Source organism: Pseudomonas sp. GW821-FHT04C07 (genome assembly GCF_059420325.1).
Genome location: NZ_JBWKTM010000003.1, coordinates 334,145 through 351,781 on the forward strand (window position 1 = coordinate 334,145; position 17,637 = coordinate 351,781).

14 protein-coding genes and 2 pseudogenes are annotated in these 17,637 nt (G+C 58.4%); 10 read left to right on the plus strand and 6 right to left on the minus strand.

All coding sequences use genetic code 11. From position 1 onward, the window contains the following. Positions 1–35 precede the first annotated feature (35 nt). The gene (gene metG / locus AC07UI_RS08280) at positions 36–2,081 is read right to left on the minus strand and encodes a methionine--tRNA ligase (RefSeq protein WP_494992021.1); all 2,046 of its coding nucleotides are present in this window, start codon (positions 2,079–2,081) and stop codon (positions 36–38) included. Positions 2,082–2,413: 332 nt separating this feature from the next. Here metG and apbC point away from each other — a divergent pair, with 332 nt between their 5' ends. Continuing rightward, positions 2,414–3,508, plus strand: coding sequence for an iron-sulfur cluster carrier protein ApbC (apbC, locus tag AC07UI_RS08285; protein WP_494992022.1), 1,095 nt, complete (start codon positions 2,414–2,416; stop codon positions 3,506–3,508). Between the two features lie 92 nt (positions 3,509–3,600). Here apbC and AC07UI_RS08290 read toward each other — a convergent pair whose 3' ends face one another. Continuing rightward, positions 3,601–4,359, minus strand: coding sequence for an SDR family oxidoreductase (locus AC07UI_RS08290; RefSeq protein WP_494992023.1), 759 nt, complete (start codon positions 4,357–4,359; stop codon positions 3,601–3,603). A 164-nt stretch (positions 4,360–4,523) separates the two neighbouring features. On the opposite strand from AC07UI_RS08290, the gene AC07UI_RS08295 reads away from it, so the two are divergent. The 9 genes and pseudogenes from AC07UI_RS08295 to AC07UI_RS08335 all read left to right on the plus strand — a co-directional run bounded on the left by AC07UI_RS08295 (position 4,524) and on the right by AC07UI_RS08335 (position 11,063). Further along, positions 4,524–5,255 carry a HugZ family pyridoxamine 5'-phosphate oxidase gene (locus AC07UI_RS08295; protein WP_494992024.1) on the plus strand — a complete coding sequence of 244 codons (732 nt, stop codon included), beginning with the start codon at positions 4,524–4,526 and terminating at the stop codon, positions 5,253–5,255. A 65-nt stretch (positions 5,256–5,320) separates the two neighbouring features. Next, on the plus strand, positions 5,321–5,794 hold the full coding sequence (locus AC07UI_RS08300) for an FxsA family protein (RefSeq protein ID WP_494992025.1): 474 nt from the start codon (positions 5,321–5,323) through the stop codon (positions 5,792–5,794). Positions 5,795–6,050: 256 nt separating this feature from the next. Next, on the plus strand, positions 6,051–6,344 hold the full coding sequence (locus tag AC07UI_RS08305) for a co-chaperone GroES (protein ID WP_047532658.1): 294 nt from the start codon (positions 6,051–6,053) through the stop codon (positions 6,342–6,344). A 48-nt stretch (positions 6,345–6,392) separates the two neighbouring features. Then, positions 6,393–8,036 (plus strand): chaperonin GroEL, encoded by a 1,644-nt coding sequence (gene groL, locus AC07UI_RS08310; RefSeq protein ID WP_494992026.1) that lies wholly within the window; start codon positions 6,393–6,395, stop codon positions 8,034–8,036. 220 nt (positions 8,037–8,256) lie between these two features. After that, entirely contained in the window at positions 8,257–8,940 is a 684-nt protein-coding gene (gene colR, locus AC07UI_RS08315) for a two-component system response regulator ColR (RefSeq protein WP_489071723.1), read from the plus strand. Further along, a complete protein-coding gene (locus AC07UI_RS08320; protein WP_494992027.1) occupies positions 8,930–10,210 on the plus strand; it encodes a sensor histidine kinase in 1,281 nt (426 codons plus the stop codon). The genes colR and AC07UI_RS08320 overlap by 11 nt, the downstream gene beginning before the upstream one ends. Positions 10,211–10,290: 80 nt before the next feature. Continuing rightward, positions 10,291–10,562, plus strand: a pseudogene (locus tag AC07UI_RS08325) (SAM-dependent methyltransferase); the annotation flags it as partial. Positions 10,563–10,644: 82 nt separating this feature from the next. Then, positions 10,645–10,836 (plus strand): annotated as a pseudogene (locus tag AC07UI_RS08330) (lipopolysaccharide kinase InaA family protein); the annotation flags it as partial. Further along, positions 10,836–11,063 carry a hypothetical protein gene (locus AC07UI_RS08335; RefSeq protein ID WP_494992028.1) on the plus strand — a complete coding sequence of 76 codons (228 nt, stop codon included), beginning with the start codon at positions 10,836–10,838 and terminating at the stop codon, positions 11,061–11,063. The pseudogene AC07UI_RS08330 and the gene AC07UI_RS08335, both read left to right, overlap by 1 nt. Before the next feature lie 60 nt (positions 11,064–11,123). Here AC07UI_RS08335 and AC07UI_RS08340 read toward each other — a convergent pair whose 3' ends face one another. The 4 genes from AC07UI_RS08340 to AC07UI_RS08355 all read right to left on the minus strand — a co-directional run bounded on the left by AC07UI_RS08340 (position 11,124) and on the right by AC07UI_RS08355 (position 17,602). After that, the gene (locus AC07UI_RS08340) at positions 11,124–14,147 is read right to left on the minus strand and encodes a multidrug efflux RND transporter permease subunit (RefSeq protein ID WP_494992029.1); all 3,024 of its coding nucleotides are present in this window, start codon (positions 14,145–14,147) and stop codon (positions 11,124–11,126) included. 14 nt (positions 14,148–14,161) lie between these two features. Next, positions 14,162–15,313, minus strand: a complete 1,152-nt coding sequence (locus tag AC07UI_RS08345) for an efflux RND transporter periplasmic adaptor subunit (protein WP_494992030.1) — start codon at positions 15,311–15,313, stop codon at positions 14,162–14,164. A gap of 112 nt (positions 15,314–15,425) precedes the next feature. Further along, the gene (locus tag AC07UI_RS08350; RefSeq protein WP_494992031.1) at positions 15,426–16,523 is read right to left on the minus strand and encodes a DUF1513 domain-containing protein; all 1,098 of its coding nucleotides are present in this window, start codon (positions 16,521–16,523) and stop codon (positions 15,426–15,428) included. 14 nt (positions 16,524–16,537) lie between these two features. Next, positions 16,538–17,602 (minus strand): imelysin family protein, encoded by a 1,065-nt coding sequence (locus AC07UI_RS08355; protein WP_494992032.1) that lies wholly within the window; start codon positions 17,600–17,602, stop codon positions 16,538–16,540. Positions 17,603–17,637: the final 35 nt, after the last annotated feature.

Genomic DNA, 17,637 nt, shown 5'->3' on the forward strand with positions numbered 1-17,637 from the left:
ACGACATGGTGGGGGGATCAATCCAGCGCTGAGTCTTACTTGATACGCTGGCCTGGCTTGGCGCCGCTGTCCGGGCTGAGCAGGTAGATTTCTTCACCGCCGGGACCGGCGGCCATCACCATGCCTTCGGATATCCCGAAGCGCATTTTGCGCGGCTTGAGGTTGGCAATCATCATGGTCAAGCGGCCTTCCAGTTCGGCCGGGTTCGGGTAGGCGCTCTTGATGCCGGAGAATACGTTGCGCTGCTCGTCACCGATATCCAGGGTCAGGCGCAGCAGTTTGTCTGCACCGTCCACCGGTTCTGCCTTGAGGATCAACGCCACTCGCAAGTCCACGGCGGCAAACGCATCGAAATCAATCTCGGCCGACAGCGGATCCTTGAGCAATTCGCCATTACCTTGCGCAGCACCGGTGTCGGTCTGGCTGGCGGCCAGGTCTTCTTTCGAGGCGTCGGTCATGGCTTGTACTTTCACTGGGTCGATCCGTGTCATCAGCGGTTTGAACTCGTTCAGCTGATGGTTGCTGAGCAGGGTCGCGTGATCGTTCCAGGTCAGTGGTGCGACGTTGAGGAACGCCTCGGCGTCGGCGGCCAGCAACGGCAGCACGGGTTTGAGGAAAATCACCAGTTGGCGGAACAGGTTGACGCCCAGGGCGCAGATCGCCTGGACTTCGTCTTGCTTGCCTTCCTGTTTGTTCAGCGACCATGGCGCCTTGTCAGCGATCCAGGCGTTGGCACGGTCGGCCAGGCCCATGATCTCGCGCATGGCACGGGCGAAGTCGCGCGCTTCGTACGCTTCAGCGATGCTTGGCGCGGCGGCCAGGAACGCTTCGGTCAGCTCGGGCGCGGCGTTACCGGCCACCAGCACGCCGGCGTTGCCTTTGTGGATGAAGCCTGCACAGCGGCTGGCGATGTTGACCACTTTGCCGACCAGATCCGAATTGACCTTCTGCACGAAGTCTTCGAGGTTCAGGTCCAGATCGTCGACGCCACGGCTGAGTTTGGCCGCGTAGTAGTAACGCAGGTATTCCGGCGACAAGTGGTCCAGGTAGGTCCGGGCCTTGATGAAGGTGCCGCGGGATTTGGACATCTTCTGGCCGTTGACGGTCAGGTAGCCATGGACGTTGATCGCGCTCGGCTTGCGGTAGCCTGCACCTTCGAGCATTGCTGGCCAGAACAACGCGTGGAAGTTGACGATGTCCTTGCCGATGAAGTGGTACAGCTCGGCAGTGGAATCCTTGGCCCAGAACGCGTCGAAGTCCAGCTCCGGACGACGGGCGCAGAGGTTCTTGAAGCTCGCCATGTAGCCGATTGGTGCGTCCAGCCACACATAGAAATACTTGCCAGGCTCGCCTGGAATCTCGAAGCCGAAGTACGGCGCATCGCGGGAGATGTCCCACTGTTGCAGACCGGCGTCCAGCCATTCGGCGATCTTGTTCGCCACGGCGTCTTGCAGGGTGCCGCTGCGGGTCCAGCTCTGCAGCATTTCCTGGAAGTCCGGCAGCTTGAAGAAGAAGTGTTGCGAATCCTTGAGCACCGGTGTGGCGCCGGAGATCGCCGACTTCGGATCTTTCAGATCGGTTGGCGCGTAGGTCGCGCCACATTTTTCGCAGTTGTCGCCGTACTGGTCTTCGGTGCCGCATTTCGGGCAGGTGCCCTTGATGAAGCGGTCGGCCAGGAACATTTTCTTTTCCGGGTCGAAATACTGAGTGATCGAACGCGTGGCGATGTGCCCGGCGTCGCGCAGCTTCAGGTAGATCTGGCTCGACAGTTCGCGGTTTTCTTCGGCGTGGGTCGAGTGGAAATTATCGAAGTCCACCAGGAACTCGGCAAAGTCGGCGCTGTGTTCAGCCTGGACGTTGGCGATCAGTTGTTCCGGGGTGATGCCTTCCTTTTCCGCGCGCAACATGATCGCCGAGCCGTGAGCGTCGTCCGCGCAGACATAGATGCATTGATTGCCGCGATGCTTCTGGAAGCGCACCCACATATCGGTCTGGATGTACTCAAGCATATGGCCAAGGTGGATTGAACCATTGGCATAGGGCAGGGCGCTGGTGACGAGGATCTTGCGTGGCTCGGACATGGGGCTCGGCTACTTGATGAAACGGAGGTCGGCCACTATAAAGCGCCGGCGCACTTTTTTCACCCCGTGGAGTGTTATTCCGGTTCCTTGTAGCAGCTGGCGAAGCCTGCGTCCGGGCGCGTAGCGGTCGTAAAACCTGAATCCCGGTTCCTTCAGGAAAACCGGGATCAACAAATTGCGACTGCTACGCGCCCGGACGCAGGCTTCGCCAGCTGCTACAAGTTATATGTTCGGCTATATGATCCTTGTCTCATCCTGAAAGCATGCCGTCATAGCCATAGAACAGGTAGGATAGCCCCCTGATTTTCACAGTCTTGCTATCGGAGTTGCCCATGAGCGCAGTCAATCGCGCAGCGGTGGAAGCCGTCCTTCGCCAATACACCGACCCTTATCTGAACCAGGATCCGGTCAGCGCCGGTTGTGTCCGCGCCATCGACGTCCAGGGTGATCGCGTCACCGTTGAGCTTGAACTGGGTTATGCCGCCGGACTGTTCAAGAGCGGTTGGGCGCAACTGTTGCAACTGGCCATCGAAGGTCTGGATGGCGTGGTGACGGCCAGGGTCGACGTCACCAGTGTAATTGCCGCGCACAAGGCTCAGGCGCAGATTCCGGGTCTGGCCAACGTGAAAAACGTGGTGGCGGTGGCTTCCGGCAAGGGTGGCGTGGGCAAGTCCACCACTGCGGCCAACCTGGCGCTGGCGCTGGCGCGCGAAGGTGCGAAGGTCGGGATTCTCGACGCGGACATCTACGGACCGAGCCAGGGCATCATGTTCGGTATTCCGGAAGGTACCCGACCGAAGGTCAAGGATCAGAAGTGGTTCGTGCCGATTGAGTCCCACGGCGTCGAGGTCATGTCCATGGCCTTCCTGACCGACGACAACACACCGATGGTCTGGCGTGGGCCGATGGTTTCAGGCGCGTTGTTGCAGCTTGTGACACAGACAGCCTGGGGTGATCTGGATTACCTGGTTATCGACATGCCGCCAGGCACCGGTGACATTCAATTGACCCTGGCGCAGAAAGTCCCGGTGGCCGGTGCGGTAATCGTCACGACGCCGCAGGATCTGGCACTGTTGGATGCGCGCAAGGGCGTGGAGATGTTCCGCAAGGTCAACATTCCGGTGTTGGGCGTCGTGGAAAACATGGCCGTGCATATCTGTTCGAATTGCGGTCACGCCGAGCACTTGTTCGGCGAAGGCGGTGGCGAGAAGCTGGCCGCGCAATACGGGGTCGAGCTGCTGGCTTCGCTGCCGTTGTCGATAGTGATCCGCGAACAGGCCGACGGTGGCAAACCGACGGTCATTGCCGAACCTGACAGTCAGATCGCCATGGTCTATCAACAACTGGCACGTCACGTCGGTGCGCGGATCGTTTTGCAGGAAGCCGATGCGCCGGCGATGCCGAGCATCACCGTCAGCGACGATTAAATCGCTTCTGTAGGCGCTCGGCTTGCCGGCGATGGCGTACTCAAGCCCGCTATCGCCGGCAAGCCGGGCTCCTACAAGATCGTGATTTGACTTCAGATCCTCAAACCGCCATCCAATTCCAGGATCCGGCCGGTGTAGTAGTCGTTCTCGAAGATGTAGGCCGCCGAGTGGGCGATCTCATCAGGCTTGCCCATGCGCTTGAGCGCAATACCCGACGTCATTTTCTCCAGCGCTTCAGGTTTCATGCTCAGGGTCATCTCTGTTTCGATAAAGCCTGGCGCGATACCCGCGACACGAATCCCGTAGCGCGCCAGTTCCCTGGCCCAGGTCACAGTGGCTGCGGCGACACCGGCCTTGGCGGCGGAGTAGTTGGTCTGGCCAACGTTACCAGCGCGGGAAATCGACGAGATATTGATGATCGCGCCTTGAGTCTTCAGCTCAACCATCGTCGCCGCCACTTCGCGGGTGCAAAGGAAAACACCGGTCAGGTTGACGTCGATCACCGCCTGCCATTGAGCCAGGCTCATCCTGGTCATTTCACCGTCCTTGACCTTGATCAGCAGGCCATCGCGCAGGATTCCGGCATTGTTGATCAAACCGTGAATCGCGCCAAAATCTTCGGCTACCCGAGCGACCATGTGGGTCACTTGTTCTTCATTGGCGACGTTGCAAAGATAAGCCCGGGCTTCGACGCCGGCGGCCTCGCAGGCAGCCACAGCCAGATCGAGCTTTTCCTGGTTCAAGTCGACCAGTGCCAGCTTCGCGCCCTTGGCGGCGAAATACTCGGCCATGGAACGACCTAAACCCTGGCAACCGCCAGTGATAATGATTACTTTGTCAGTAAGTTGCATTCGCGTGCCCCTGGTAGCAGGTCAGAGTGGTTTCCTTCTACAAGGCCTCTCCTGCGCGCGTGATGTGGTTCGGCTGCATATGAGAACTGCCCCCGTTGGCGTTGCTGGAACTTTGCTCCAGGCGCCTGTCCATTTTCGACGGATTCTATATAAGGAGTCATAAATTGAGCATTGAAGCCGCTAAGCATGCACGAGAACTGCTGCTCAAGGAATACCGCGGAGTGTTGTCGACGCACTCGAAGGCCATGCCCGGTTTTCCTTTCGGCTCGGTGGTTCCTTACTGCCTGGACGAGCAGGGGCGGCCGCTGATCCTGATCAGCCGGATTGCCCAGCACACCCACAACTTGCTCAAAGATGCCAAATGTTCACTGCTGGTAGGCGAGCGTAAAGCCGAAGATGTACAAGCCGTCGGCCGCCTGACCTATCTGGCCGAGGCCGAAAAACTCAGAGAACCCGAGGTGATCGAGGCCGCCGCCGAACGCTATTACCGCTATTTCCCGGAGTCGCGCAACTATCACAAGGCCCATGACTTCGACTTTTGGGTCCTCAAACCGGTCCGCCATCGCTACATCGGCGGCTTCGGCGCGATTCACTGGGTCGATCAGCTCACCCTGGCCAACCCTTTTGCCGGCAAGGCGGAAGTAAGTATGGTCGAACATATGAACCGCGACCACGCCAAGGCTATCGCCCATTACGTCGAGTTGGCCGGATTGCCGAAAACCGTACCGGCACAACTGGCCGGAATCGACACCGAAGGCATGCATTTGCGCATCGGTCAGGGGCTGTACTGGTTGCCCTTTCAAGAGCCTTGTAATACCCCGACACAAGTTCGCGAAGCCTTGGTTTCTCTGGCTCACGCCGAGCATTGGCCAAAGAATGAAGGTGCCGATGCTTGAATTCACGAAATGGCGACGTCATCTAATGTGAACTGGAAGGCACTCTTCCGTTGAGGAACCATTTGATGCGCCCTTTTTTGTTGCTCTTTCTGCTGTTTCCGGTGCTAGAGCTGTTTGTGTTTGTCAACGTCAGCTCCGCCATCGGCTTCTTCCCGGCGTTGCTGTTGATCATTCTCGGCTCGATGCTGGGTGTCGTGGTGCTACGTGTCGCTGGTTTGGCAACGGCTCTGCGGGCACGTGAAAGCCTGAATCGCGGCGAATTGCCGGCTCAGCAAATGCTCGAAGGCCTGATGATGGCCCTGGGCGGCGGTCTGTTGATCTTGCCAGGTTTCATCAGCGACGTAGTTGGCTTGATCATGCTGCTGCCGATCACTCGCCGGCTGCTGGCCAACAAGATGCGTCAACGTGCCGAGGAACAGGCGATTCGTCAGCGTGCCTTTGCCGAGGACATGCAGGCTCACGGCGGGCCGACTCCAAAGCCGCCCCTGGGACGCCAGCCGAACGTGATCGAAGGTGAGTTCGAGCATCGCGATTCGTAACGGGTTTTACGTGTCGGCATGGCACCTTCGGGTGCCATGTTTGTTTTCAGGCAGATGCCAGGCGTAAAAAAATTCGCTCATCAGCCCTTGTAATAAGCTTATGCGCCCTTATCTAACGTTCACCGCAAGGTTTCTGGTGGTCACGCCAGACAGACTTCCGCGGTTCGCTTGGCGAGCCGCAACCGGCACCGCCGGATTTGCTAACCTGCCGGAATAGACACCGGCCGATGAAAACCACAATTAGGAGAGATCGACAATGAAGCTTCGTCCTCTGCATGACCGCGTCGTCATCCGTCGCAGCGAAGAAGAAAAGAAAACCGCTGGCGGTATCGTTCTGCCAGGTTCGGCTGCCGAAAAAGCCAACAGCGGTGAAATCCTCGCTGTAGGTACCGGCCGCGTGCTGGACAACGGTGAAGTACGTGCGCTGGCCGTGAAAGTGGGTGACAAGGTTGTGTTCGGCCCTTACTCCGGCAGCAACACTGTGAAAGTAGACGGCGAAGACCTGTTGGTAATGAGCGAGAACGAAATCCTCGCTGTTATCGAAGGCTGATTCCCGCTCAATTTCCCGCTACTACAAAGTATTTAAGGAATAACGATCATGGCTGCTAAAGAAGTTAAATTCGGCGATTCCGCCCGTAAGAAAATGCTCGCCGGTGTCAACGTCCTGGCTGACGCAGTAAAAGCGACCCTGGGCCCTAAAGGCCGTAACGTGATCATCGAGAAGAGCTTCGGCGCTCCGACCATCACCAAGGACGGCGTTTCCGTAGCCAAAGAAATCGAGCTGAAAGATCGCTTCGAAAACATGGGCGCGCAGCTGGTCAAAGACGTTGCCTCCCGTGCCAACGATGACGCAGGCGACGGCACCACCACCGCTACCGTTCTGGCTCAATCGATCGTCAACGAAGGCCTGAAAGCCGTCGCTGCCGGCATGAACCCGATGGACCTGAAACGCGGTATCGACAAAGCGACCATCGCTATCGTCAAAGAGCTCAAAGCCCTGTCCAAGCCTTGCGCTGACACCAAGGCCATCGCTCAGGTCGGCACCATCTCTGCCAACTCCGACAGCTCCATCGGCGACATCATTGCCGAAGCCATGGAAAAAGTCGGTAAAGAAGGCGTGATCACCGTTGAAGAAGGCTCTGGCCTGGAAAACGAACTGTCGGTTGTTGAAGGCATGCAGTTCGACCGTGGTTACCTGTCCCCGTACTTCGTCAACAAGCCAGAGACCATGACTGCCGAGCTCGACGGTCCGCTGATCCTGCTGGTCGACAAAAAGATTTCGAACATCCGTGAACTGCTGCCAGTACTGGAAGCCGTTGCCAAAGCCGGCCGTCCACTGCTGATCGTGAGCGAAGACGTTGAAGGCGAAGCCCTGGCGACTCTGGTTGTGAACAACATGCGCGGTATCGTCAAAGTGGTTGCCGTCAAGGCTCCAGGCTTTGGTGACCGTCGCAAGGCCATGCTGCAGGACATCGCTGTCCTGACCGGCGGTACCGTTATCTCCGAAGAGATCGGCCTGAGCCTGGAAAGCGCTACCCTGGAACACCTGGGTAATGCCAAGCGCGTAGCCGTGACCAAGGAAAACACCACCGTCATCGACGGTGCCGGCGTTGAGGCTGATATCCAGGCTCGCGTTCTGCAGATCCGTCAGCAAGTGGCTGATACTTCTTCGGACTACGACCGTGAAAAACTGCAAGAGCGTCTGGCCAAGCTGTCCGGCGGCGTTGCGGTAATCAAGGTTGGCGCTGGTTCCGAAGTTGAAATGAAAGAGAAGAAAGCCCGCGTTGAAGACGCCCTGCACGCTACCCGTGCAGCCGTTGAAGAAGGCGTGGTACCTGGCGGTGGCGTGGCACTGGTTCGTGCTCTGCAAGCGATCAGCGAACTGAAAGGCGAGAACGCTGATCAGAACGTTGGTATCGCTCTGCTGCGTCGTGCTGTCGAAGCTCCTCTGCGCCAGATCGTTGCCAACTCGGGCGACGAGCCAAGCGTAGTTGTCGACAAGGTCAAGCAAGGTGTCGGTAACTTCGGTTACAACGCTGCGACTGGCGAATACGGCGACATGATCGAAATGGGTATCCTCGACCCGGCTAAAGTGACCCGTTCGGCTCTGCAAGCGGCATCTTCGATTGCCAGCCTGATGATCACCACCGAAGCGATGATCGCCGAGATCCAGGAAGACAAACCAGCTGCTGGCGGCATGCCAGACATGGGCGGTATGGGTGGCATGGGCGGCATGATGTAAGCCAGCCTTACCCTGTACAAAAAAGCCCCGCCTGCGATAAGCAGGCGGGGCTTTTTTATATCCGCTGACTCGTCCTGAAATAGGTTTACATCTGTTTCAGGACTAGACAGTTTTGCAAGGCCCATGTCCAAAAGCGTCAATGACAGCCCTAGCCGTGAGTCATACTTGGCCTTAAGCTGCGCGAGCCAAGATGGCCGTTACTGTGTACGGAGGAGTGCCCATGCGAATTCTATTGGTTGAAGACAACCGCGATATCCTGGCGAATCTGGCCGACTACCTGGGGCTTAAAGGCTATACCGTGGATTGCGCGCAAGACGGCTTGTCAGGCCTGCACCTGGCGGCGACCGAGCACTACGACTTGATCGTGCTCGACATTATGTTGCCTGGTATCGACGGCTACACCCTGTGCAAACGGCTGCGTGAAGATGCTCGTCGCGATACCCCGGTGATCATGCTCACCGCTCGTGATCAACTGGATGATCGACTGCTGGGCTTCAAGTCCGGCGCCGATGATTACCTGGTGAAACCCTTTGCGCTGTCTGAACTGGCAGCGCGGATCGAGGCGGTCATGCGTCGTGCTCAAGGGGGCGGGCGACGGACTTTGCAGGTGGGGGATCTGAACTACGACCTCGACACCCTCGAGGTGACCCGCGAGGGACGTTTGCTCAAGCTCAATCCTGTGGGCCTCAAGTTGCTGGCGGTGCTGATGCAAAAGAGTCCTCACGTGCTGCGTCGCGAGATTCTTGAAGAAGCCCTGTGGGGCGACGACTGCCCGGACAGCGACAGTCTGCGCAGCCATGTTCACCAGTTGCGTCAGGTGATCGACAAGCCATTCGCCAAGCCGCTGTTGCAGACGGTGCATGGTGTCGGTTATCGCTTGGCCGAGGGGCGTGATGGAGTTTAAGCAGAGCCTTGCGCAACGGATCATCATCGCCTTTGCGTTGATGAGTGCATTGGTTGCAGGGACATTCGCCCTGGGCATCGTGGCAACGGTGCATCTGGTTGAAGCGAAGTTGATTTCATCAGTCCTGGGCGGTGATCTGCAGCGTCTGCTGTTGATGGACAGCATCGAGGACTGGAGCCACCGGCCGGAACCGGATCAGCTATTTTATTTCAGTGGCGGGCGTGGCGATTTTGAATTGCCCAAGGATTTGCGCAGCCTGGATGCGGGGTTTCACGAAGTATTTCGTGAGCATTTGTCGTATCACGCCATAGTCGAGATCGTCGACGGCAGGCGGTATGTGTTGCTGCAGGACCAGAGTGGTTTTGAAGACCGTGAACGGGTGCTGTTCGCAGTGGTGCTGGTGGGCTTTGTGCTGAGTCTGGCGCTAGCGGTGTTTCTTGGCTGGATCCTGGCGCGCAAGGTAATGGCACCGGTGGTGCGGCTGGCTCGCCAGGTTCGTCATCGCGATCAGTTGCTTGGCCTCGCGCCGCCATTGGCACCTGATTATGCCGCCGATGAGGTGGGTGAACTGGCGGTGGCCTTCGACGCTACCTTGGGGCGTTTACGCCAGGCGCTGAGTCGTGAGCGTCTGTTCACCAGCGACGTCAGTCACGAACTGCGCACTCCGCTGATGGTGTTGGCCAGTTCCTGCGAATTGCTGCTGGAAAATCCCTGCATCGACCAGCGTGGTCGCGCCCAGGTCGAGCGGATTGCCCGCGCCTGTGAAGACATGCGCGAGCTGGTCCAGACCTTCCTGATGCTGGCGCGTGCCCAGCGCGAAGATGCCAGCATGTCGCCCCAGCTGACCTTGAGTCGGGCAGCCGAGGATCTGATTGGTTTGTGGCGTGAACCCATTGAGGCCAAGGGGATTGAGCTGATCTATGACCCCGACAAACCGCTGGATACCCGCTATAACGCAACGTTCCTGCATGCGGTGATGGGCAACTTGTTGCGCAATGCGCTGCATTACACTGACAGTGGTTTTATCCGCCTGACCCTGGAACCTACCGGCTTTGTGGTAGAGGACAGCGGTGTGGGGATTCCCGAAGAAAAGCGCGAGGCGATGTTCGAGCCGTTCGTGCGTGGCAACGAAAAGCGTGGCGAGGGCCTGGGCCTTGGTCTATCACTGGTGCAGCGTATCTGTGAAAACCAGGGCTGGAGCGTCAGCCTCAGCACAATGGAACCCAATGGCTGCCGGTTCCACGTCGAGCTGAGCCAGGCCAAAGTCTGATTTTTTGTCATGCCCCGGGTTCTTCGGGGCACGCGTTTACCGCAGTTGTAATCGGGTAGCAGCCCAATGCTATCTCCTGTCGGCTTGCCCTGCTGCTGGCGTTTCAGCGGGTTACCCGCGACAGCGTCATTATCTCTCGTTGGGTCGATGGCAACTACAAGGCCTGGAAACGTAAGCGCATGGTGCAAAAGAGCAAGCAGGAAGCCGGGCAGCAAGGTTACCAAAATCGTTTTGTGCTATCGGCAGCTACGTAGACGAAAAATTCAAGCGAGCCGGCTTTCGCGTTCAGGAACATTTGGGCTTTTTCCCGCTCTACGCCATGTGGCGAATTCATGTATTACGCAAGAAGTAACAGGATGGCAGTGGAAGATGCATCAGAAATGGACGTCGCTCCTGAGGCGCGTTTCGACTATTTCTGGAGCCAGCGCGGGTAGGGTGAGGCCGCCACAGTCGAGGTGGCTTTACTGGATCTGGAGAAGTGCCGGCAACGTTTGACCCGTAAACGTGCTGCCCTCCACGACATGAAACAGCTACGCCGCCATTCGTCGTGGGGCCCTACAGACTGGCAGAAACTCAGCTATTTTTATACGACGGCGTTTGGCAGCGCTATCAAAGGTTTAGAGTAATGAAACTGGAAATTGCGCGAGGTTTGTTTTTAGCAGGAGCCTTGGCAGTTATTTCTCTGGCGGTGGCTGTTTGGGAGCAGCCACGCACCAAAGTCCTCAGTGCAGCGCACAGCGACGCGCATTGTCCCCTGCCTCGGGTAGCAAAGGCATCAGTTGCAACCAGCCCCGACAGTGATTTTTTGCTGTTCATGTTCGGTCTTTCTCAAGGAAAGAGGCCACAAAGTTGAAGAGAATAAAACCCAAATAAAAGGCCTCGCATTGCGAGGCCTTTTGTTTTCGGTTGTCGATTATTTGTCCGGCCTGGCCAGCAGGGTGTAAATACAAGGCAGCACGAACAAGGTGAACAGCGTTCCAATCGACATTCCAGTAGCGATCACCGTACCGATATCGAAACGACTGACGGCGCCTGCACCGGTGGCGATGATCAACGGCACCATGCCGAACACCATCGCCGCGGTGGTCATTAACACCGGTCGCAAGCGAATTGCCGCAGCTTCTTCTACAGCTTCTCGAGGTGACAGGCCCTTGTTCTTGCACAACTGGTTGGCAAACTCGACGATCAGGATGCCGTGCTTGCTGATCAGGCCGATCAAGGTCACCAGTCCGACCTGGGTATAGATGTTCATGCTCGACCAGCCAAGGAACAACGGGATCAGCGCGCCGCAGATCGACAGGGGGACTGTCATCAGAATCACCAGCGGATCACGGAAGCTCTCGAACTGTGCCGCCAGCACCAGGAAAATGATCGCCAGCGCCAGGGCAAAGGTCACCCACAGTGCACTGCCTTCCTGAACGAATTGCCGGGAAGAGCCACCATAATCGAAGGCATAGCCCGCAGGGGCTTCTTCCCGGGCGATCTGCCGTATGGTTTCGATGGCTTCGCCCATGCTGACGACGGGAACGCCCGAGATCGTCGCCGAATTGAGCTGCTGGAACTGATTCAACTGTCTTGGGCGGGCACGGTCGGTGATGGTGATCAAGGTCGACAGCGGCAGCAGTTCACCCTTGGCATTCTTTACGTAGTAGTTGCTCAGCCAGTCGGGATTGTCGCGGTAGGCTCGCTCGACCTGGGCGATGACCTTGTAGCTGCGGCCTTCGATAGTGAAACGGTTGATTTCCGCTTCACTCAGTAATATCGCCAGGGTGCCCCCCAGATCCAGCATCGAAACCCCCATTTGTGCTGCCTTGGCGCGGTCGATATCGACCACCACTTCAGGCTTGTCAAAGGCCAGATCGATGTCGAGAAAGGCGAACTTGCCGGATTCCAGTGCGCGCTTTTTCACTCTATTGGCCACTTGCAGCAGTGATTCGTAATCGTTCGGGGTGTTGACGATGAATGCGAACGGCAAGCCCTCACCGGTACCCGGCAAGGACGGCAGGTTGAAGCCGAACACCTGAAGCCCGGTGACGGCAGCGAGCTTGCGCTGAACCTCCGGGAGGATTTGCATCTGGGTCCGGCGGCGTTCGTTCCACGGTTTTAGCAGGAAACCCCCGATCCCTGATTGCACGCCGTTGAAGCCATTGATCTGGAACGATGAGTAGTACTCGGGAAATTTCTTGAAGATCGCAAGGAACTCATCGGTGTAGGCGTTGAGGTAGTCGAGGTTGGTCGGTTGCGGCGCGTTGGCTATCATGAAAATGACGCCCTGGTCCTCATTCGGTGCCAGTTCGGACTTGGTGAATTTCAGCAGAACCGGAATCAGGCACAGGACAATCACCGCGAACACCACCACCACCGGCCGCGTATTGAGCGTGCCATGCAGGATGCTTTGATAGTGGCGTTTGAGTCCTTCAAAGATCATATCCAGACGATGGGACAGGCCTGAGGGGTTCTCATCGTGGCGCAGGAGCAGAGCGCACATCATCGGCGAAAGGGTCAGGGCGACGACCCCGGAGATCACCACCGCACCGGCCAGGGTCAGGGCAAACTCCTTGAACAACGCTCCAGTCAGGCCTGTGAGAAAACCGATCGGCGCGTAGACCGCGGCCAGCGTAATCGTCATCGAAACCACCGGCATGGCGATTTCCCGGGCACCCTCAATGGCGGCGTCGAGCGGTGTCTTGCCTTCTTCGATGTGCCGGTGGATGTTTTCCACCACGACGATCGCATCGTCCACTACCAACCCGATGGCCAGCACCATTGCCAGCAGGGTCAGCAGGTTGATCGAGTAACCCATCAATTGCATGAAGAACATCACGCCGATCATCGACAGCGGGATGGTGACCACCGGAATCAATACCGAACGCAGGGAACCAAGGAACAGGAACACCACGACAATCACGATCAGCACTGCTTCAAACAGGGTTTTCACCACCTCATTGATCGATGCCTGAATAAACAGCGTGGCGTCGTAGGCGATCTCCGCTTTGAGGTTTGGTGGCAACTGGGACTCCAGCTGCGGCATGATCTTGCGCACTTCCTTGATCACGTCCAGCGGGTTGGCGGCGGGGGTGGCCTTAATGCCGATGTACACCGACGGAATGCCGCCGAAGGAGCTGATGGTGTCGTAGTTCTCTGCCCCCATTTCCACCCGTGCCACATCGCTGAGCAGTACCCGGCTGTCGCCGTCGATTTTCAGCGGGATGGCGGCGAAGGCTTCGGTGGATTTAAGCTCGGTATTGGCGTTGATACTGGTGACCACGTATTCGCCTTTCACCTCGCCAGCCGCCGAGAGAAAGTTGTAACGGCGTACCGCATCGGCCACGTCATTGGCGCTGAGGCCGTAGCCGGCAAGTTTGACCGGGTCCAGCCACAAGCGCATGGCGAACACCTGGTTGCCGAGAATCTTTGCTTCGGCCATGCCCGGCAGCGTCGCCAGTTTGGGCTGGATCACCCGCGACAGGTAGTCGGTGATCTGCGGGTTGTTCAGGTCCTTGCTGAAGAAACTGATGTACATCAGCGCCGAGGCGCCCGCAGCCTCCTTGCTCAGCACCGGGTCTTCGGCGTTCTGGGGCAGTTGGTTCTTGACCTCGTTGGCCTTGGCCAGCAGCTCGGTAAACAGCCGGTCGCTGTTGGAGCCGATTCGCGCGTAGATCGAAATCACCGAGAAATTCTGGCGACTGACCGAGGTTATGTAGTCGATGCCTTCGGCACTCGCCAGACTCTGCTGCATCGGTTGGGTGATGTAACCCTGGATGGTCTCGGCGTTAGCCCCGGGGTAGGCGGTGGTCACCGTGATCAGGGCGTTTTCCATTTGCGGATACTGGCGCAGCGGCAGCTTGCTCCAGGCCTGGAAGCCCAGCAGCACAATCAACAGGCTGACCACTGTGGCGAGTACCGGGCGGCGGATGAACGGATCGGTAAAAGCCATGGGGGATTCCTTGATCAGTAGGCGCGAGGCTGACTGGTCTGCTCGGCTGGCAAGGTCTTGTCGGTGCTGATGGCGATATGGGCGTCGTTGTCCAGTTTGATCTGGCCGGCGCTGACCACTTGTTCGCCGTTCTGCAGGCCTTTGGTGATGAGCACCAGCCCGTCGCGGTGCTCGCCGGTTTCGACAAAGCGTCGCTCGGCGATCAGCACCGGTTGCCCTTGGGCATCTTTCTCGACGCTGCCGTCGGCGGCTTTTTTCTGTGCAACCACAAACAGCGAATTGCCATAGAGGGTGTAGGTGATCGCGCTTTCCGGCACCACGATCTTCGGTTGTGGATCCGGCAGCAGGACTTGCAGGTTGGCGAACATGCCCGGTAGCAACTTGCCGTCTGGATTGGCCAGGGTCGCGCGCACCAGTACATTGCGGGTGGTATTTTCGACTTTTGGGTTGATTGCGCTGATGGTGCCGGGGAAGTTCTGCGTCGGATAGGCCGCGACGTTGACCTGAACCGGCTGGCCAAGGGCTATTTTCGGTACCGACTGTTCCGGTACGTAAAAGTCGACGTAGAGGCTGCTCAGGTCCTGCAAGGTGGCGATTACTGTGCCGCTGGGCAGGTAGTCGCCGACATCCACCTGACGAATACCGATGGTGCCGCTAAAAGGCGCGACGATGTGTTTTTTCTCCAGCGAAGCCTTGAGTTGATTGACCGTGGCTTTGTTCTTTTGCAATTGCGCCGTGAGCCGGTCGAATTCACCCCTGGAAATTGCCTGGCTGCCCACCAGTTGGCTGCCCCGGCCATAGTCGAGCTGGGCCAGACCGAGGTCGGCCTGAGCGGTTTCCAGCAGGGCACTTTCCACAGCGCTGTCGAGTTGCACGATAGGTTGACCGGCATTGACCTTCTGCCCGGACTGGAACTGCACGTCCTTGACCCTCCCGGCGATCTCCAGACTCAGGTTGACCCCTTGCAACGCCTTGAGGGTGCCAACCGTCGGCAGACGGTTTTGCCATGGGCGCTCAGTCGCGGTGGTCACAGCCACACTCACCGGAGGTTTCGGTACGGAGAACACCCGGATCTGCTGATAGGTGGAGAAGGCTTTGTAACCTGCGAGCAGCAGAACGATAAGCAGGACAATGCCCAGCATGATCAGCATGCGGCGACGCAGCATGTTCCGCTTCCTCGGAAAAATAGCTGAGAACGATGAGGTCTCGGGCAGATTACTCCGACTAGGGTGGTGATTCCAGACTCGTAGCAGCAGGCTTCGCCAGCTGCTACGGGGGTTAGATCAGATGCAGGTGGTTGTCCCAGAGCCCAGCAGGTAGCTCAAGGGGCTTTGTAACAAGCTGTGGCTGCCGACAATCGTAGAAACGGCAACGTCCCTGACCCGACGTGACGACAAAACCATCGGCCACCGCACCGACCCCGGCGCAGTCTGGCAAAGGCGCATCGAGGCGCACTTGAGCAGTGTCCAGATCCCAGATAAAGAAGCGGTTGCCCCGCGGCGCAGTGAGGGCGACCAGACGCAACTCGCTATGCACGGCGACGCTGGCGGTGTAGTGCCCCATCGCCTGCAACTGGTGTTCGGCGACCGGGAAGGCGACGAAGGGCTGACCGGGGCGCTTGATCGCCAGCAGTTCGGAAGATTCGTGGGCGTCGCCCATGAACTGTTGGCCGGCGACGATGGTGCCGTCGCTGGCAACACCCAGGTGGCGCACGCTGTTCATCTGCTGGGCGAGGGTTTCCTTGCTCAGCAGCGTACCGTCGCGCTGCATCAGCACCAGGCTTGGCTGCATGGCATTGAGGTTCATCTCGACCCGGCTTTCGGCCTCGGTACGGATTCCGCCATTGGCCACCACCAGGGTTTCACCATCAGGCATCCACGACACTTGATGGGGCCCGATGCCGTGGGTAGAAATCTCTGCGCTGTGCATCAGTCGCTCACCTTCGAATTTGTACACGCCGAGCAGGCCGCGACCCGGATCGGTGGTGTCGTTTTCGGTGGCGTAGAGCCAGTCTCCGCTCTTGTGAATCACTGCGTGACCGTAGAAGTGCCGGTTCGGTTGTGAGACGAGCGTTTGCAACAGCGTGCCGTCCCGAAGATCGATCAAGTAGCTCTCGGTCCCGGGGCGACGGGCGACGAACAGCGCAATCGGCAGCACAGGATGATTGATGATGTCATGGCAACGCTGACCGACCCGGGTGGCGAACACCTGGGTGCCGTCCAGACGATAACCGACGGCATAGTGCTTGCCGTCGCCATCGTTGCGCGCCGAAAGCAGCAATGGAGTTTTGTCCTTGTGCCGAAACAGCGTCCAGCCGCCCAGCGTCACTGCGCCAAGCAGCAAACTGCCTAAAGTAAGAGCCTGGCGTCGTAGCATGGAACTTACCCTCATCAGTCACCGTCGTTGGCGTTGAAGCCCAGCTGGATGCCCAGCGCCTTGGCCAGGTCGCTTTCGTGCAGGCGGTGGACGACATTGAGACTGTCGTAAAGATCATTGAGCTGTTGGCGACCGGCGTCGTCGGTCAGCATCTCGGTCAGTGAACGCTGGTTGCTGGCGAACAGTTTCAAGGAAGCGGCGTAGGCAGCATCGATCTTGTCGGCCAGCGGTTTCTGCTCGCTCGGCAACAGGCCGCGCAGGCCCTTGTTGTCGACACCGACCCAGACGGTTTGGGCGGCAGCGAGGCTGGCTTCCATGCTTTGCAGGGAGGAATGGCTGCGCCAGGCATCGGCCTGGAACGGCTGCGCGAAGCCCTTGCTCTGGCGACCCATTGGCGTGCCGAGTTTTTTCTTCAGGGTGTCCAGTGCGGTCACTTGAACCCGCAGCAGATCGGCGATCGCTTCGTGGGAGTCGGCGTAACGCTGATTCGGGAATTTGCTCAATTGCGCGAGCATGCCGTCGTTGCTGTTCCAGCGCGACAGGATCTCTTCGGCGAGGAGTTTCTGACGCTCGCCAATGGCCTTGAGCAGTGGGCAATAGCGGGCTTTCTGTGCGCTGTCGGCCATGTCGACCTTGCTGTCGAACAGAACGTATTCATAGGCCGAGAGGCCTTGCACGACAACGCTGGATTTGGCCAGAGCGGCGGCATCGATCTGCGGCTGCGCGGTCACCAGTTGCTCGACCTGACGGCCGACCAGATTCTTCTTGTCCGGCCAGAACTGCACCTGCCAGGAACGGTTACCCTCGGCCAGCGGGCCGATCAGCAGCGGCTGCAACTCGGCCCAGGCTTTTTGTGCGTGGAGGAAATCGGCGCGAGCGGTTTCCAGGCTTTCCTTGCCTTCACAGAAAGCCAGCGCACTGATTGCCAATTGGCGGTCGGCGTCGACCCAGCGGCTGTAGCTCGGCAGGATCACTTGCTTGGCGATGGCCGCCGAGGTGACTGCCTGTGGGTCCTGGGGCGAGCAGGCACCCAGGGCGAGCGCGGCAAGGCTGGTGAACAACAGTTTGGGACGGAACATTCGTGCTCCCTTCTTTTGGGGGAAAACTTATGGAA

What these genes read in the sequence shown, in the direction of transcription:
- metG (WP_494992021.1), bottom strand. Translation starts at nt 2,081, where the DNA reads ATGTCCGAGCCACGCAAGATCCTCGTCACCAGCGCCCTGCCCTATGCC.
- apbC (WP_494992022.1), top strand. Translation starts at nt 2,414, where the DNA reads ATGAGCGCAGTCAATCGCGCAGCGGTGGAAGCCGTCCTTCGCCAATAC.
- AC07UI_RS08290 (WP_494992023.1), bottom strand. Translation starts at nt 4,359, where the DNA reads ATGCAACTTACTGACAAAGTAATCATTATCACTGGCGGTTGCCAGGGT.
- AC07UI_RS08300 (WP_494992025.1), top strand. Translation starts at nt 5,321, where the DNA reads ATGCGCCCTTTTTTGTTGCTCTTTCTGCTGTTTCCGGTGCTAGAGCTG.
- AC07UI_RS08305 (WP_047532658.1), top strand. Translation starts at nt 6,051, where the DNA reads ATGAAGCTTCGTCCTCTGCATGACCGCGTCGTCATCCGTCGCAGCGAA.
- groL (WP_494992026.1), top strand. Translation starts at nt 6,393, where the DNA reads ATGGCTGCTAAAGAAGTTAAATTCGGCGATTCCGCCCGTAAGAAAATG.
- colR (WP_489071723.1), top strand. Translation starts at nt 8,257, where the DNA reads ATGCGAATTCTATTGGTTGAAGACAACCGCGATATCCTGGCGAATCTG.
- AC07UI_RS08320 (WP_494992027.1), top strand. Translation starts at nt 8,930, where the DNA reads ATGGAGTTTAAGCAGAGCCTTGCGCAACGGATCATCATCGCCTTTGCG.
- AC07UI_RS08335 (WP_494992028.1), top strand. Translation starts at nt 10,836, where the DNA reads ATGAAACTGGAAATTGCGCGAGGTTTGTTTTTAGCAGGAGCCTTGGCA.
- AC07UI_RS08340 (WP_494992029.1), bottom strand. Translation starts at nt 14,147, where the DNA reads ATGGCTTTTACCGATCCGTTCATCCGCCGCCCGGTACTCGCCACAGTG.
- AC07UI_RS08345 (WP_494992030.1), bottom strand. Translation starts at nt 15,313, where the DNA reads ATGCTGCGTCGCCGCATGCTGATCATGCTGGGCATTGTCCTGCTTATC.
- AC07UI_RS08350 (WP_494992031.1), bottom strand. Translation starts at nt 16,523, where the DNA reads ATGCTACGACGCCAGGCTCTTACTTTAGGCAGTTTGCTGCTTGGCGCA.
- AC07UI_RS08355 (WP_494992032.1), bottom strand. Translation starts at nt 17,602, where the DNA reads ATGTTCCGTCCCAAACTGTTGTTCACCAGCCTTGCCGCGCTCGCCCTG.